Origin of the sequence: Shewanella bicestrii (assembly GCF_002216875.1) — a bacterium.
Lineage (GTDB): Bacteria > Pseudomonadota > Gammaproteobacteria > Enterobacterales > Shewanellaceae > Shewanella > Shewanella seohaensis.
In genome coordinates this window covers 2,295,137-2,311,114 of sequence record NZ_CP022358.1, presented here as the reverse complement: position 1 = coordinate 2,311,114, position 15,978 = coordinate 2,295,137, and the positions used below count along the sequence as shown (strand labels likewise).

Here is a 15,978-nt window from a genome sequence, read left to right as displayed (position 1 = left end):
TATTTATACCACTGTCTTAAGAGGGGGAATAGCGCCTATTGCCGCATCTTAAGGAAATAGTTTGCGTATTATGGATTGATTAAAATAAATAACAACTAAATGAGAGATCAATTGTCTTGAGGCTGAAATTTTTGATAATTGTGATTTTTAAGAGGCTGATCACTATTTGTTTAAGGATTAATTTGTAGGAGTTATAACGGGATTTGCGGTAATAAAAAAGGCCTAACAGATGTTAGGCCTTTTTTATGTTATGGTACCCGAGGCCAGACTTGAACTGGCACGCTGTTACCAGCGAGGGATTTTAAATCCCTTGTGTCTACCGATTCCACCACTCGGGCAAACTCTTTATATTAACGACGGGAATTGTGTCATTAATACCTTAATCTATGGAGGCGCGACCCGGAGTCGAACCGAGATCGACGGATTTGCAATCCGCAGCATAGCCATTCTGCCATCGCGCCATATTTCCAAACTCGTCAAGAGTTGGAGCGACATATCGGGTTCGAACCGATGACCTATACCTTGGCAAGGTATCGCTCTACCAACTGAGCTAATGTCGCATCGATGTCACAGCTTAATGAGTCATTAAGCTTAGGAGTTACGTTGCTACGCTTTCCCCTGACTGCGGATTGGCATTCTACCGATTTAACCTTCAGAGTCAATCAACAAATTTGAAATATTGCGCTTTGAAGCACTGTTTGCCCAATATTCAGCCACAGAGATAAAAACTTGCCGATGGAATAATCAATTTGATGATTTTCTTTGCAACAACAAGAGCTGAAGTGATGTTATCCAGCCTTATCAACGCGCATCATTTCATAAAAAAAGCGCCCTACTGGGCGCTTTTTCTTGGACGTTTTTATGTGCGTAGCGATTATGCTGGCAGAGACAGAGTCGTCAGGCCTAACATCGTCTGCATCACACCGACTACTTGGCAGCTGTAACCAAATTCGTTGTCATACCATACGTACAGAATGGCACGTTTACCTTCGGCGATAGTCGCTTGTGAATCAACCACACCCGCATAGCGAGAACCCACTAAATCGCTTGATACGATTTCAGTTGAGTCTGTGTAATCGATTTGGTTCTGCAATGGTGATTGCAGCGCCGTGTCTTTCAGGTATTCGTTCAATTCGTCTTTGTTGGTCTCAGCATTGAGGTTCATGCTGATGATCGCCATCGATACGTTTGGTGTTGGCACGCGAATCGCGTTACCCGTCAGTTTACCCGCTAATACAGGCAGAGCTTTAGCCACGGCTTTAGCTGCACCCGTTTCAGTGATCACCATGTTTAATGGTGCACTGCGACCACGACGGTCAGCACTGTGGTAATTGTCGATCAGGTTTTGATCGTTCGTGTATGAGTGGATAGTCTCAACGTGACCATTCTCGATACCGTACTTGTCGTTTACCGCTTTCAGTACTGGTGTGATGGCGTTAGTGGTACAGCTCGCCGCAGACACAATGATGTCTTCTGCAGTGATGTCGCCTTCGTTCACGCCGTAAACGATGTTCTTGATAGCGCCTTTTGCAGGTGCAGTCAGTAACACTTTGCTCGCACCAGGGCTCTTCAAGTGTAAGCCAAGGCCAGCTTCATCTTTCCAAATACCCGTGTTGTCTACCACTAAGGCATCTGTAATACCGTATTTGGTGTAATCCACTTCATCTGGCGAGTTTGCGTAAATAACTTGGATATAGGTGCCGTTAGCGATGATGGCGTTGTTCTCTTCATCCACTTCAACTGAACCGTTAAATGGACCATGAACAGAGTCACGACGCAGTAAGCTTGCGCGTTTTTCTAAATCGCCCTTCTTACCACCACGTAACACGATAGCGCGCAGTCTTAACTTGTTGCTGCGGCCAGTACGTTCGATCAGTAAGCGCGCTAATAAGCGGCCAATACGACCAAAACCATACAACACTACATCACGCGGGGCGATATCATCAGCATGATCAATCGCTGCCGCTAATTCACGTGCCATATAGCTTTCAATTTCGTTGGTATCGGTATGTTCAGCCCAGTATTTAACGGCAAGCTTACCAATATCCACTTTACATTGTTTAACTGCGAGTCTGCTTAAGGCTTGAACAAACGGGAAACTCTCGCGTAAACGTAATTTCTCGCCGACATGACGACGAACTAAACGGTGCGCTTTAATAATCTCAATAGTAGAAGCATTGAGTAATGGCTTACCATAAACCACAACTTCGACGCCTTGGTTACGGTACAACTTGCCCAGCAAAGGTTGCATTGCCTCTGCCATTTCAAAACGTTCTTGCCAACTTTGTAGGTGTTTATCAGCGCTCATTTACAGATCCTTTATCTCACTTTTCAATAAAATATATTGAAAGGTTTGAGTAACATGACGAAAAGACCAATAATCTTATGGAGGTTTTAGGGAAAACCCTGTGTTTTGGTCGGCGCCATTGTAATGAAAACTGACCCAGCTTGCCAGTAAGATATTTTCTGTAAATCTGTAATTTTATTAGAGAAAATTGCATTTTGGAGCGTATTTTGAGACAAAATCTAGTAATAATTACATCATTTACCCTCGCGATAAGCCTTTTCGGTTGTGATAATGGCCGAAATATCGAAACGATTTGTAAAAATAATCCTGAAATTTGTGCCGATTTGCATAAGGATGGATGGTGTTTAACCGAGAAAACCCTGCTGATCCAGAGCCGATTCGACCTATTAGACAACAAAAATCCTACGGGTAAGCAACTTTATCAACAGTTAACTTACCTTGAAGATTACAGCCGTTGTATTGAATTGGCCTCAGGGGTGCAACATATCATCCATACGAATCGCACGGCTGACCGCGCAAGAGCCTTTCGCCTGAGTACAGAAAACCTCAGCCGTCTACAGGAAGAAACCCGCGAACGCCAAGACCCCTTTATGTCTTACTATCAATGGACACGTTTTGCCGACACCGATGCCTTAAACCGACTATTAGCGCAAGAAAATGCCGGTGAAGTCACTGAGCCTTTTCTCCTTGCGCAAATCGCCACCTATTACAGCAATCGAAATGCCATCAAAGCGCAACAACTCTATCTTAAAGTGTTTGCAGAAATTCAATATGCCGACTTTGATCCCAACTGGTTGCTTGGGCTCGCCTCAGCCTATCGTCAAACCCAAGCGTTTGAAAAAACATATATGCTGACCAAAGCCAATTTACTACTTACGCAGCAGAAGTATTCTGAAGATAAGATGCTAGCCTTAATCGGTGGCGACAAGACGCTAGCGGCCAAATTAGATCAATACGCCCAGAACTTAATTGACGCGTTAGAAGATGGCCTCTATTCGACCAGTCCAGTTGCGCTCTGGCTTGCTCCGCCCAAGACGGAGGTCACACAGCCTGCGGCAACAACTGTCGAGCCAGAAAAGCCAAATTCGCCTTAACTTGCGTTTTGAAGAACGTCGGCAAAATGTTTGCCACCTTGTAATTTTTTACCCAAATACAGCGCTGAAAATGGTGTTTTCGCGAGCAATGTAAAAAAAACACCTAATTTGTTAACCGAATCCCGGCAAAATTGCCGAATTCACTTGACGATAGCTGTCAGTTTGGTAATTTTACTACCAGTTGAATTTTATAATCACCAGAGGGATATGAGATGACTATCCGTGTAGCAATAAATGGTTATGGCCGTATCGGTAGAAACGTATTACGCGCCCTGTATGAAAGCGAAAAAGCTTACCCAATCAAAATTGTTGCCATCAACGATTTAGGCGACGCTTCAATCAACGCTCACCTGACAAAATACGATTCTGTACATGGTCGTTTCAATGCCAAAGTTGAGCATGATGCTGAAGCAATTTATGTCAACGGCGACAAGATCCTCACCTTCCAAGAACGCGATCCAGGTAAATTACCTTGGGGCGACTTACAAGTTGACGTCGTGTTCGAATGTACTGGTATCTTCACTTCTAAAGAATCTGTACAGCCACATTTAGCGGCGGGCGCGAAGAAAGTCATTATCTCTGCACCAGGTAAAAACGTTGATGCAACCGTCGTTTACGGTGTGAACAACAATGTGTTGACCGCGGATATGACAGTTATCTCTAATGCTTCATGTACCACTAACTGTTTAGCGCCTTTCGCTAAGCCGTTAAATGACGAAATTGGTATCGAATCAGGTCTGATGACCACCATTCATGCTTACACCAACGATCAACGTTTATCTGACGTATACCACACAGATTTACGCCGTGCCCGCGCTGCAGCACTGTCAATGATCCCAACTAAAACTGGCGCTGCCGCGGCAGTAGGTTTAGTTGTACCTGAATTACAAGGTAAATTCGATGGTTTAGCAGTACGTGTACCGACTGTTAACGTGTCTTTAGTGGATTTATCTTTCATTGCTGCACGTGATACCACTGTTGAAGAAGTTAACGCCATTATCGAACGTGCCGCTGCTGTTGCGCCACTGAGCGAAGTGTTAGCGGTTAACAAAGAGCCACTGGTGTCTATCGACTTTAACCACAATGCGTTTTCATCTAACTTCGATGCGACTCAAACCCGCGTAAACGGCCGTTTAGTCAAAGTGATGGCATGGTACGATAACGAATGGGGCTTCAGTAACCGTATGTTAGATAACGCGGTTGCGCTGATGAACGCGAAGTAATCATTCTTCTTTATCAAAAAGCCCCGCTCTTGCGGGGCTTTTTTTATACCGATTTCACGGCTCATTAATCCACTGTCGTTACCAATGCGAGTATATCGCCGCTAACAACTGAATGTGGCGATACATTAATTGATAATACCACAGGCTACACGCGCACCGCCGCCACCTAAAGGCGCAGGGTGATCGGAATGGTTGTCGCCACCGGCATGGATCATGATCGCATGGCCTTTAAGATCACCCATTTTTAAGCGCGGTGCCAGCACGGCCTGGCTAGCTGCACCGTCTGCATCGACAAACAATGGTGGCAGATCGCCTAAATGCCCTTCTCCCCATGGCGTGCCGTGGGCCTTCGTGGCGGCAGGATCATAGTGTCCACCTGCCGCGCCAGCAGGGACAATTTTTCCGTCCTTTTCCTTTGGATCACAGCTGCCGTTCTCATGTAGATGGAAACCATGTAATCCCGGCATTAAGCCTTTGAGTGATGGCGTAAATACCACTCCATACTGCGACTCTGAAATGGTCACTTGACCGACACTTTCAGCCACGCCCTTTTCGTTGACAAGATTCATTGGCACGCTCACGTCTGCAAATGCACTGGCAGCAGACATTGATGCAAGCAGTAACACGATGTTTTTCATACCCTTCTCCATGGTTATCTTATACAAAATTGCATGAACACAGCGCAGTGAGTGAACTCTCCTACGCTTTGCTATATCAAATTTAGGCCAACAACACCGATCCAGTAAGTAAAAGAGCGTGAATTTCTTTAAATTGAAGCATATATGCATCTATGAAGAATGGCGTCTAAAAGCTAGCGCACCTTATTAAGCACATACTTAGCAGCTTAGCTGCTGATCAATTTGAACCGATACAAAAATCCCCGCCAAGTGGCAGGGATTTCATTTTTCGTGAGTGTTATGGACGCTTGATTAAGCGTTGCCTTTCACTTTCATATTCAGTGTTTTAGCGAAGTCCAGCATGCGGGTCAGCGGGATTAAGGCTTTCACGCGTAAATCTTCATCGACAAAGATTTCGTGAGTCGTTTTGTCGCTGTCACTTAATGACGCTTCAATAGCCTTCAAGCCGTTCATCGCCATCCAAGGACAGTGAGCACAGCTCTTACAGGTGGCACCATTACCGCCAGTAGGCGCTTCAATCAGTGTTTTACCCGGCGCCGCTTGTTGCATTTTGTAGAAAATACCGCGATCGGTCGCCACAATAAAACGCTCATTAGCCATGGTTTGCGCAGCTTTAATCAACTGGCTGGTGGAGCCGACAGCATCCGCCATCGCCACCACACTCGCGGGTGACTCTGGGTGCACTAAAATCGCCGCATCGGGGTAAACACGCTTTAAATCACGCAGAGCATTGGCCTTAAACTCATCGTGAACAATACAGTCGCCCTGCCACATCAACATCTCGGCGCCCGTTTGTTTGGCAATATAGCTGCCTAAATGACGGTCTGGACCCCAAATGATTTTTTTACCTTCGCTGTCTAAGTGCTCAACGATTTCAAGGGCAATACTTGAGGTGACCACCCAATCGGCACGGGCTTTTACCGCCGCCGAAGTGTTGGCATAAACGACCACGGTATGGTCAGGATGCGCATCACAGAAGGCGCTGAATTTATCGATGGGGCAACCTAAGTCCAATGAACAGGTCGCCTCCAAGGTCGGCATCAGAATGGTTTTTTCTGGGCTTAAGATTTTGGCTGTTTCACCCATAAATTTCACCCCGGCGACGATTAACGTCTTAGCGGGATGATCGCGGCCAAAGCGCGCCATTTCGAGTGAGTCGGAAACACAACCGCCGGTTTCTTCGGCCAGCGCTTGAATTTCAGGGTCGGTATAATAATGGGCAACCAATACCGCATCTTTTTCAATCAGCAGCTGCTTGATACGAGCCTTGTAGTCCGCCTTTTCGGCATCGGACAGAGGAATTGGCTTAGGCGGAAACGGATAATCAATAGTTTCGATTGTTGGGGCAAATGGGCTGGGGCTCATAACAAATCCATCAGGATAACAACGTTCGCGAATTATACGTAATTGGGATCAAAAGATTAACCCATTTATGGCCTGCGAATAAAAAAGGACGCTAAATTGCGTCCTTTTTTGCTGGATTGGCTGTAAGTTTTGACTGACAACCGATTAGCGCATGGCTAATAGCATATCCTGCGGCTGCTCAAGGTATTGTTTCCAAAGGTTACAGAAACGAGCGATGGTGCCGCCATCAATAACGCGGTGATCCCCAGACCAACTCACTTGCATGATCTGACGCGCTTCGACTTCACCTTTCGCATTAAAGCGCGGCAAGGTTTGCAACTTACCTAATGCGACAATCGCGACTTCCGGCTTATTGATAATAGGCGTTGCGACTGTGCCACCTAAGGCGCCAATATTCGAAATCGAAATCGTGCCTTCTTTAAGATCCGCCGGCGCCACACGGCCGCTGCGCGCAGCATTGGTTAAGCGAGTGATTTCGGCCGCGACCTCAAGGATGCTCTTATCTTGTACATCCTTAACGTTTGGTACCAATAATCCCACCTTAGAGTCGACCGCCATACCTATGTTATGACGCGCCTTGTAGGTGATTTCCGTACAATCAGCATTCACTTGGCTGTTAAGCACAGGGAACTGCGTTAAGGCTAACGACATGGCCTTCATAAAGAATGGCATCATGGTCAGCTTTACTTCGTCGGAGGAATACTTGGCCTTCATGCTTTCACGCAGAGCGACTAAGTCTGTCAAATCAAACTCTTCGCAATAGGTGAAGTGTGGAATAGTGGATACCGACTCCACCATCATTTTTGCCATCACGGCTTTCACGCCACGGATAGGCTCAACAATGTCACCCCGTGCAGCGCTTGCCACTGCGGTAGAAACGGTCGATTGAGCCACATTTGGGGCAGCAGCCACTGGCGCAGCGGCAGGCACAGCGCCGCCCTGTGCTTGGAAGCGAGTAATGTCTTCCTTATACACACGGCCATGTTTGCCACTACCAGGGACGCGACTTAAATCGATATCTAAGGCACGTGCCATACGGCGAACGGCTGGGCTGGCTAAGGCTTTACCTTGGCGAGCAGGCTCCGAGGACACCGCCGCGCAAGCGGCTGGTGCAGCGGTATTCACAGCGGTGGCGCTTGCTTCCTGTGCATGGCTGACCGGCGCACTAACGCCACCTTCAACCTCAATCGAAAATAGTGGCGCATGTACTTTCGCTAACTGGCCCTTACGGTAGTGCAATTTGACAATTTTGCCCGCTTTGATGGCGGGGATTTGCACTAAGGCTTTATCAGTCATCACATCGGCGATGGGTTGGTCTTCCACCACAGTATCGCCTTCTTGGACTAGCCATTCGACCAGTTCACACTCAACAATGCCTTCGCCAATATCGGGCAGCAGGAACTCTTCGACGCTGGTACCCGCCACGCTGGCTTGGCTTGCAGGTATTTGAGTAGATGTGTGTGCTTCAGGTTGAGACGCAGCAACAGGCGCAGCTTCGTCAGACTCAACCTGCACGGCATACAGCGGTGCATGCACCTTAGCAATATCGCCTTTGGCGTAATACAGCTTGGTCACGACTCCCGCAAAAGGCGCCGGAATTTGCACTAAGGCTTTGTCAGTCATCACATCGGCGATGGGCTGATCTTCCACAATCGTGTCGCCCTCTTGCACCAACCACTCGACGAGTTCGCACTCGACAACGCCTTCACCAATGTCCGGCAAAATAAAATCTTTAATCATACCGGACTCCTAGAAGTTCACTGATGCCTTAATGGCTTCAAAGGTTTTGAGCGCATCGGGCATATATTCTTTTTCGTGGACCAGTGGATATGGGGTATCTAGACCACATACACGGCTGATGGGTGATTCTAAATACAAGAAACACTCCTGCTGAATGGTGGCCGCAATTTCACCCGCAAAACCACCCGTTAATGGTGCTTCATGGTTGATCAGTAAGCGGCCGGTCTTCTTCACAGAATCGGCAACTGTATCAACATCCCAAGGCGAGAGTGTACGCAGGTCGATAATTTCGCAGGAAATCCCCTCTTTTGCCGCCATGTCGGCCGCTTTTTCGATGATTTCCATCTGTGCGCCCCAGGCCACTAACGTGATGTCTTTCCCTTCACGCACCACTTCGGCTTTACCCAGCTCGATTTCATAATCGCCCGCAGGGACTTCCCCCACAGAAGCACGGTATAAACGCTTAGGCTCGAAGAACACCACAGGGTTTTTATCGCGAATAGAGGCTAATAATAAACCTTTGGCTTGAGCAGGATTACGCGGCACAACCACTTTTAAGCCTGGAGTTTGGGTAAAATAGGCTTCTGGCGATTGTGAATGATAATGACCGCCCGCAATACCGCCACCATAAGGTGTGCGGAACACCAGGCTTCCCACATTAAATTCATTACCGCTGCGGTAACGGAATTTAGCCGACTCGTTCACGATCTGGTCAAACGCCGGAAAGATGTAATCAGCAAACTGGATTTCCGCTACGGCAGTCATACCATTAGAGGCTAACCCGTTGGCAAAACCCGCAATACCTTGCTCAGTCAGTGGCGTGTTAAAGCAGCGGCTGCGACCAAACTTTTCCTGTAAACCTGAGGTTGCGCGAAACACGCCGCCAAAGTGGCCAACGTCTTCACCAAACACCACCATGCGCTCATCAGCTTGCATGGCGATTGACAAGGCCTCATTGACGGCCTGTAACATATTCATTTCTGCCACGGCTTATAGCCTCCCTGCACTTTTGGGATAGGATTGCGGATATTTTTTGATGTGTTCTTTCAGTTCACTCAGCTGCTTTTTCAGCGCTGGTGTTGGCTTGTCGTACACGTCTTCAATAATCTCATCCAGCATAGGGATAGGTAATTTTTCCGCGACTTTAACGGCGGCTAACACTTCTTCACGGTACTTTTCGTAACGCTGGGCATCATCGGCCTCGGCTAACCAGCCTTTATTAATCAGCCACAACTTAAAGCGTTTGACTGGATCGTGTTGTTGCCATTTCGCCTCTTCTTCTTTGGAGCGATAGCCAGAAGGATCGTCAGAAGATGAGTGGGCGCCCAGACGATAAGTCATTGCTTCAATCAACACGGGAGCATTATGCTCAATTGCATAGGCACGCGCCTGTTGCGTCGCCGCTAACACCGCAAGCATATCGTTACCGTCGACGCGAATGGTGTGCATGCCGTAACCCACACCGCGGCTAGCGATACCGTTACCAGCAAACTGTTCTTCGGTTGGGGTGGAAATCGCATAACCATTGTTACGGCAGAAGAAAATCACCGGGCATTTTAACACCGCAGCCATATTCAAGCCGGCGTGGAAGTCACCTTCAGACGCAGCGCCTTCACCGAAATAACAGACGGCGACATTACGTTTGCCCTGCATTTTTAGGCTATAACCGACACCTGTTGCTTGCGGGATTTGCGTGGCCAGTGGCGATGAAATGGTTTGGTAGTTTAACGCCGCGCAGCCGTAGTGGATTGGCATTTGGCGACCTTTACCTAAGTCCTTCTCATTACTGAACATTTGGTTCATAAACTGTTCAGTGGTAAAGCCACGGTAACGTAGCGCCGCATGTTCACGATATTGCGCGAGGATCACGTCCTCAGCGTCCAGCGCCGCGACACTGCCGACGATCGCCGCTTCTTCACCTGTGCAGGTCATATAGAAGCTGATCCGGCCCTGACGCTGCGCGCCTAACATACGTTCGTCGAGTACCCGCGTAAACACGCAGGTATCGTAAATTTTGGTGGCTAAGGCTTCATCTATTACAGGCAAAACCGCGGTTTCATAGGTAGTGCCGTCTGCTTGTAGAATTCGAAGGATAGGAATGTGAAGCGATGCCTTATCCAAGAAGCCGACACGGTGCACTGTATCAGTGTTGAGTGTTGCTTTGCTCATATTGTGCTCTTGTTATCTCGTTACGCCATGGAAAATCCACAACGCCTAATTTATACGAATATGCCGGATGAACATTACGTTAACGTAAACTACCTATCAACCGTTGGCACAGTTCAAACGACAACTAATCCCCTGTGGGCATGTATATAATGCTTTACAAAACTAGCGAACATCTGGCGCGACTGAAGGGATCAGGCAAATCACAGTGCGATTGCCGATGGGCACCTTAGCATTGGGGAAGACAATCGCTTCAAATTCCTGTTCGACTTTAATTTCCTGCCCACCCTCTCGGGCCAATACAAAGCCTTTCGGGAACGATCGGAAGTTTTCGACATCGGTCGCGAAGGTAAATTCAAAATCATCAAAATGTTTGTTAATCACCCGACACACTTGATACAGATTCACCTTATCCGCTGAGAATGGCTCAAGCGCTAAGGGTTTGTCTGTGATAAGGCGCATAAACATCTCTTGGGCGGCAATAAAACGCGTCATATCGTTTTGCCCCATGGGATACACCTTACCTAATTCAATGGTAAAGGCATCGGCGCCATACTGCTCGGAGGAAAAATAGCTAAAGGTGGTTGTCGGCTCATGGTGAAATAACACAGTATCGACGCCACTGGCGGCTAAAAACATGATTTGTTCGGCGCTGTAAGCACGGCCGGGACGATAGGGATAAATCGCAAACTTTTCGTGTTTTGACGCCCGCATCGCCGTGTGTAAATCGTAGTGAATGCGCTGGCGCCCTGCGGCTGCGCCCTTAAAGAAGCGGTCGACATAGGCTTCTAATTTTTTTGCCCGCACCCGCTCAGGATTCACTAATCCCGGTGGGCTTGAATGCTCGCCACTAAAGAGACGATTCATGTTCTCGTCGATAATGCGAGTCCCATTATTAATCGCTAAAGGGTTACCAATAAGAAAGAGCGTGCGTTGTTTGGCGATGATTTTTTGTTGGAGAAGCTGTTTGATTAAGGTATTGCAGAGTTCGATGGGGGCGGTTTCATTCCCGTGGACACCGCAGGAGAGAATGACATCCTTACCTTGGGCTTGTACTGGCTCAAAGACGATGACGCCGGTGTCCCACACTTCGACTCGAGTATGTTCCCCTAAGGTGAAACTAAACTCATCTCCGAGGGTTTCAGGATTGGCGAGGGTCAGCGCGAGAAAATCCTTCGAATCTAACAGAGCTTGTAACACAGAATTCTCCTTATAATAGCGTGTCAAAGACGGGAGTGATGGCAATAACTGCCTGTTTCATGGCACTTATCGCTACCCGCCTTAAAAAGCGCATCCATACTAACACAAGTTTTTGGGCCGTTACTCTGTCATTCTGGTCAAACAAGCGCATTTCGCGGCAAAACCACAGCATCTTAGCCGCCTTTGGTCGACATAGGATTAATTTTGTCGACACACTTGCTTTTAGGCATGAGTTTTATCACAATCCTTAGCCATCTAGACTTCTATCAGGATTTATCATGGCGTTAGCAACTTTCGGTGCCGGCTGTTTTTGGGGCGTGGAGTATTTCTTTAGACAAGTCAACGGCGTGACCAACGCGACCTGCGGCTATATGGGTGGCAATAACGAAGCGACCACCTATGAGGAAGTCAAAAAAGGTAAGACAGGCCATGCTGAAGTCGTGCAAGTGGAATTTGACCCTGCGATTGTCAGCTACGACGAGTTACTGGATGTGTTTTGGAAGAATCACAATCCTACCACGCTCAATATGCAAGGTGGCGATATCGGCACTCAGTACCGCAGTACCATTTTCTTCCATGACCGTGAGCAAAAAGCGACGGCCGAAGCTTCTAAGCTGGCCTTTGCCCGCTCGGGCCGCTGGGGATTACGCCACATTGTGACTGAAATTGTACCTTTGCAGCAATTCCATGTGGCAGAGGAATATCATCAAAACTATATCGATAAGAACAACTTACCAAGTTGCCATCTCGAGTATTGATCATCACCATTTAGCATCTGCTTGAGCGGCTCGACTTCTCACCGCTGCAAATAAAAACGCACTCAAAGGATTTCCATGAGTGCGTTTTTTATCGGTAAAAACAATGCTTAACTGCTAGATCAGGCGCTAAGCGCCTTATCAATCAAGGCCTGTGCATCCTTAATGATATCGGCAAGATGCTGCTCACTGATAAAGCTCTCACCGTAAATCTTAAATAACGCCTCAGTGCCCGACGGCCGCGCCGCGAACCAACCATTGGCCGTCGTCACTTTAATGCCACCTATCGAGGCGTTGTTACCAGGGGCGTGGGTCAATACGGCATCAATCTTCTCACCCGCCAGCATAGTGGCGTTTAAGGTTTCGGCATTAAGCTTGGCAAATTTGGCTTTGTTCTCAAGGCTGATCGGACTGTCGATACGCTTGTAAAAACTTTGACCGAATTGCGCCACTAATTCTTGATGGCGTTGCCCCGGTGTCTTGCCAGTAACAGCAAGCATTTCGGCCGCTAGCAATACCAGAATAAAACCGTCTTTGTCGGTACACCAAGTCGTGCCATCACGGCGCAGGAACGCCGCACCCGCACTCTCCTCACCGCCAAATGCAATAGTTGCCTCGGCTAATCCATCGACGAACCACTTAAAGCCTACCGGGACTTCGAGTAATTTTTTACCATGGAAGGCGCAGATTTTATCGATAAGCGCGCTCGATACTAGCGTCTTGCCGATGGCTAACTGCTCGCTCCATTCGGGTCTGTGGGTCAGCAAATAATCAATGGCTACCGCTAAATAATGGTTGGGATCCATCAGTCCGGTGCCCGGACACACGATTCCGTGTCTGTCGTAGTCAGGATCGTTACCGACACATAAATCGTAGGATTCTTTGTGGGCCAATAAGCCTGCCATCGCATAGGGAGAAGAACAATCCATGCGGATCTTGCCGTCTTTATCGAGCGACATAAAACTAAAGCTTGGGTCGACCTTATCGTTAACTAAGGTGATATCGATGCCATAGTGCTTGGCAATCGGTGCCCAATAATGAATACCCGAGCCGCCTAATGGGTCAACGCCCAATTTCAGCTTAGCCTCAGCGATAGCGTGCATATCGACCACATTGACTAAATCCGCGACATAGGGGGTGATCAAATCGATGGCATGCACATAACCCGAGGTTAACGCATCGGCATAAGCCAGCTTATTAACGCCCTTAAGCCCTGCGCGCAGGTAATCATTAGCACGGGATTCAATCCACGCTGTGATATTGCCTTCGGCTGGGCCGCCATGGGGAGGATTGTACTTGATACCACCATCCTGAGGTGGATTATGGGATGGCGTAATAATCAAACCATCGCTTAACGCGGCGCCACTCAGCGCGGCTTCACGATTGGCGCAAATAATGGCATGGGACACCACAGGCGTGGGGGTAAAGCCATCATTTTGCTGAATATGCACAGTCACCTTATTGGCCGCTAACACTTCAATCGCCGACACGTAAGCCGCATAAGATAAGGCGTGGGTATCAATACCTAAAAATAGTGGACCGTCGATATTCACCGATTGGCGATAATCCACCACGGCCTGAGTAATCGCCCAAATATGGTCTTGGTTAAAACTTGCTTGAAACGCGGTTCCGCGGTGACCCGAGGTCCCGAACGTCACACGTTGCTCTGCAGCATCCACATTAGGTTTGATGCTGTAATAATGGCTCATCAGCTTTGGAATATTCACCAGATCCGTCTGACTCGCGGTTTGTCCTGCCCGTTGATGTATTGCCACCTGATCCTCTCCTACTGGAAAATCGGTTAATTAAATGGAAACGCCGCATCATTGCGGCGTCGATAAAAGCGTTATACGCGTTCGGCAATGCCGTTGGCGATTTGGGCATCGCAGCCAAATTGCATTAAGGCTTCGACTAAAATTGCCCGTTTTTTGGCGGTGTTATTGTTGGTCGTGACCCAAAATCCGGTATTACCGATTTCCTTCGGATTAGCGGTAGCACTGGCCTTGAGTAACTCTTCCCGTGAACGCGCAAAATAGAGTCGATCGCGACCTTGGATCTGTAAAATTTGCGAGAATTGCGCTTGGCTCTGTTGATATAAACTCTCGAGCAAAAATAAGAAACGACCCACGGCGCCTTTTTGCTGCTCTAACTTATGCTCATCCACCAATTGATTGAAATCGGTGGCAGAGACTAAGGTTTCTACCTGAGGCGCAATCTGTGGCTCTGGCGTCGTTGCCTCTAAACTCGGTTGGCTAATGGCCTGTGGCTGCGCCTGTTCAACCGCATCGACGGACAGGCCGAGTAATCGACGGAGAATGTCAGAGGCGCTCTCACCAATACGTTCCGTTTTGCTGGCAATATGACGATAGAGCTCTTCATCCACTTCGATGTATTTCATAACCTTATTATCCTTTGTTATTCGATAGGCTTAACCGAAAAAGTGCACCACAGGCGATCCTCGCAAAGGATCTGTGCGATCGTTGCCCCAGTGTATCTATCTCTATCAATCTGATAAAGCATCATTAATCTAAAAATGCGTGAAATCGCACATCAAATTAGCACAAGCGCGTTAATCGCTGAAAAAGCCAGCAAGTTCGGCGCACTGAGCCTCAAAATCGCCTCAAGACTTGTCAAACTTAACCCATTAGGGGCACAATCCGCAGCACTTTATGTACCACAGCACAGGCGATTCCATGAATTTTGCATCCACAGGTCAAGGAGAAGCAGTCCTCCTTATCCACGGACTCTTTGGCAATTTAGATAATCTTAAGGGGCTAGGACAAGTCCTCGAAGCAAATCATCAGGTTATCCGTGTTGATGTGCCTAATCATGGTTTGAGTGAACATTGGCAGGAAATGGATTACCCAAGCTTAGCCGAGGCCATGGTGGCATTGTTAGATGAACTTGAGCTTGAGCGTGTACACATTGTTGGCCATTCCATGGGCGGTAAAATCGCCATGGCAACCGCCCTTGCCTATCCAGAACGCATCATCAGCATGGTAGCCGCTGATATTGCCCCAGTTGCTTATCAGCCGCGCCATGATGTGGTATTTGCGGCACTCGAAAGTTTGCCACTTGAAGGCCACATCGACCGCCGCTTTGCGTTATCGCATTTATTAGCGGGTGGCATCGATGAACCGACCGCGCAGTTTTTACTCAAAAACCTCCAGCGCACCGACACCGGCTTTCGTTGGAAGATGAACCTTACTGGCTTAAAAAGCTGCTATCCCAACATCATTGGTTGGCCTAATGAAAACCACAAATCGCAGCAAGTCTATAACGGACCGAGCCTTTTTATCCGTGGTGGTGACTCCAATTATGTGACCGCCGAACATCGCGACGAGATCATGCGTCAATTTCCCGCGGCGCAGGCCAAAACATTAGAAGGTTGTGGCCATTGGCTACATGCTCAAAAACCAGCGGTGTTTAATCGTATTGTGTCTGAATTTATTGACAAACACTCAATGTAAATGACAATGATTCTCGACC

At 47.9% G+C, this 15,978-nt stretch carries 13 protein-coding genes and 3 tRNA genes; 4 read left to right on the top strand and 12 right to left on the bottom strand.

Translation table 11 applies throughout. The annotated features are described in order from the left end of the window. Positions 1-251: 251 nt before the first annotated feature. From CF168_RS10145 to CF168_RS10130, 4 genes are all read right to left on the bottom strand, one after another. Positions 252-338 (bottom strand) — tRNA-Leu (locus tag CF168_RS10145). A gap of 49 nt (positions 339-387) precedes the next feature. Then, a tRNA-Cys gene (locus CF168_RS10140) sits at positions 388-461 on the bottom strand. A gap of 23 nt (positions 462-484) precedes the next feature. After that, a tRNA-Gly gene (locus tag CF168_RS10135) sits at positions 485-560 on the bottom strand. 314 nt (positions 561-874) lie between these two features. Next, a complete protein-coding gene (locus CF168_RS10130) occupies positions 875-2,308 on the bottom strand; it encodes a glyceraldehyde-3-phosphate dehydrogenase (RefSeq protein WP_011622785.1) in 1,434 nt (477 codons plus the stop codon). A gap of 206 nt (positions 2,309-2,514) precedes the next feature. Here CF168_RS10130 and CF168_RS10125 point away from each other — a divergent pair, with 206 nt between their 5' ends. Then, positions 2,515-3,402: a DUF2989 domain-containing protein gene (locus CF168_RS10125; protein ID WP_089067759.1), complete on the top strand. Its 888-nt coding sequence runs from the start codon at positions 2,515-2,517 to the stop codon at positions 3,400-3,402. Between the two features lie 212 nt (positions 3,403-3,614). After that, on the top strand, positions 3,615-4,625 hold the full coding sequence (gene gap, locus CF168_RS10120) for a type I glyceraldehyde-3-phosphate dehydrogenase (RefSeq protein WP_011622787.1): 1,011 nt from the start codon (positions 3,615-3,617) through the stop codon (positions 4,623-4,625). A gap of 125 nt (positions 4,626-4,750) precedes the next feature. Here gap and sodC read toward each other — a convergent pair whose 3' ends face one another. From sodC to astE, 6 genes are all read right to left on the bottom strand, one after another. After that, positions 4,751-5,263, bottom strand: coding sequence for a superoxide dismutase family protein (gene sodC / locus CF168_RS10115; protein ID WP_089067758.1), 513 nt, complete (start codon positions 5,261-5,263; stop codon positions 4,751-4,753). Between the two features lie 291 nt (positions 5,264-5,554). Beyond that, positions 5,555-6,628 (bottom strand): quinolinate synthase NadA, encoded by a 1,074-nt coding sequence (gene nadA, locus CF168_RS10110; protein ID WP_011622789.1) that lies wholly within the window; start codon positions 6,626-6,628, stop codon positions 5,555-5,557. A 144-nt stretch (positions 6,629-6,772) separates the two neighbouring features. Further along, positions 6,773-8,368, bottom strand: a complete 1,596-nt coding sequence (locus CF168_RS10105; RefSeq protein ID WP_089067757.1) for a dihydrolipoyllysine-residue acetyltransferase — start codon at positions 8,366-8,368, stop codon at positions 6,773-6,775. Between the two features lie 9 nt (positions 8,369-8,377). Further along, complete coding sequence (locus CF168_RS10100; protein WP_069454932.1) at positions 8,378-9,355, bottom strand: alpha-ketoacid dehydrogenase subunit beta; 978 nt, start codon at positions 9,353-9,355, stop codon at positions 8,378-8,380. Between the two features lie 3 nt (positions 9,356-9,358). Then, positions 9,359-10,537 carry a thiamine pyrophosphate-dependent dehydrogenase E1 component subunit alpha gene (locus CF168_RS10095; protein ID WP_023265282.1) on the bottom strand — a complete coding sequence of 393 codons (1,179 nt, stop codon included), beginning with the start codon at positions 10,535-10,537 and terminating at the stop codon, positions 9,359-9,361. A gap of 162 nt (positions 10,538-10,699) precedes the next feature. Then, positions 10,700-11,734, bottom strand: coding sequence for a succinylglutamate desuccinylase (gene astE, locus CF168_RS10090; RefSeq protein ID WP_089067756.1), 1,035 nt, complete (start codon positions 11,732-11,734; stop codon positions 10,700-10,702). A gap of 278 nt (positions 11,735-12,012) precedes the next feature. On the opposite strand from astE, the gene msrA reads away from it, so the two are divergent. Next, a complete protein-coding gene (gene msrA / locus CF168_RS10085; RefSeq protein WP_011717096.1) occupies positions 12,013-12,492 on the top strand; it encodes a peptide-methionine (S)-S-oxide reductase MsrA in 480 nt (159 codons plus the stop codon). Between the two features lie 119 nt (positions 12,493-12,611). Here the strand turns inward: msrA and pgm are convergent, their stop codons facing one another. Beyond that, the gene (gene pgm, locus CF168_RS10080; protein WP_089067755.1) at positions 12,612-14,264 is read right to left on the bottom strand and encodes a phosphoglucomutase (alpha-D-glucose-1,6-bisphosphate-dependent); all 1,653 of its coding nucleotides are present in this window, start codon (positions 14,262-14,264) and stop codon (positions 12,612-12,614) included. Positions 14,265-14,335: 71 nt separating this feature from the next. After that, a complete protein-coding gene (seqA, locus tag CF168_RS10075) occupies positions 14,336-14,887 on the bottom strand; it encodes a replication initiation negative regulator SeqA (RefSeq protein WP_089067754.1) in 552 nt (183 codons plus the stop codon). Between the two features lie 295 nt (positions 14,888-15,182). On the opposite strand from seqA, the gene CF168_RS10070 reads away from it, so the two are divergent. Beyond that, the gene (locus CF168_RS10070) at positions 15,183-15,959 is read left to right on the top strand and encodes an alpha/beta fold hydrolase (protein WP_089067753.1); all 777 of its coding nucleotides are present in this window, start codon (positions 15,183-15,185) and stop codon (positions 15,957-15,959) included. The last annotated feature ends 19 nt before the right edge of the window (positions 15,960-15,978 follow it).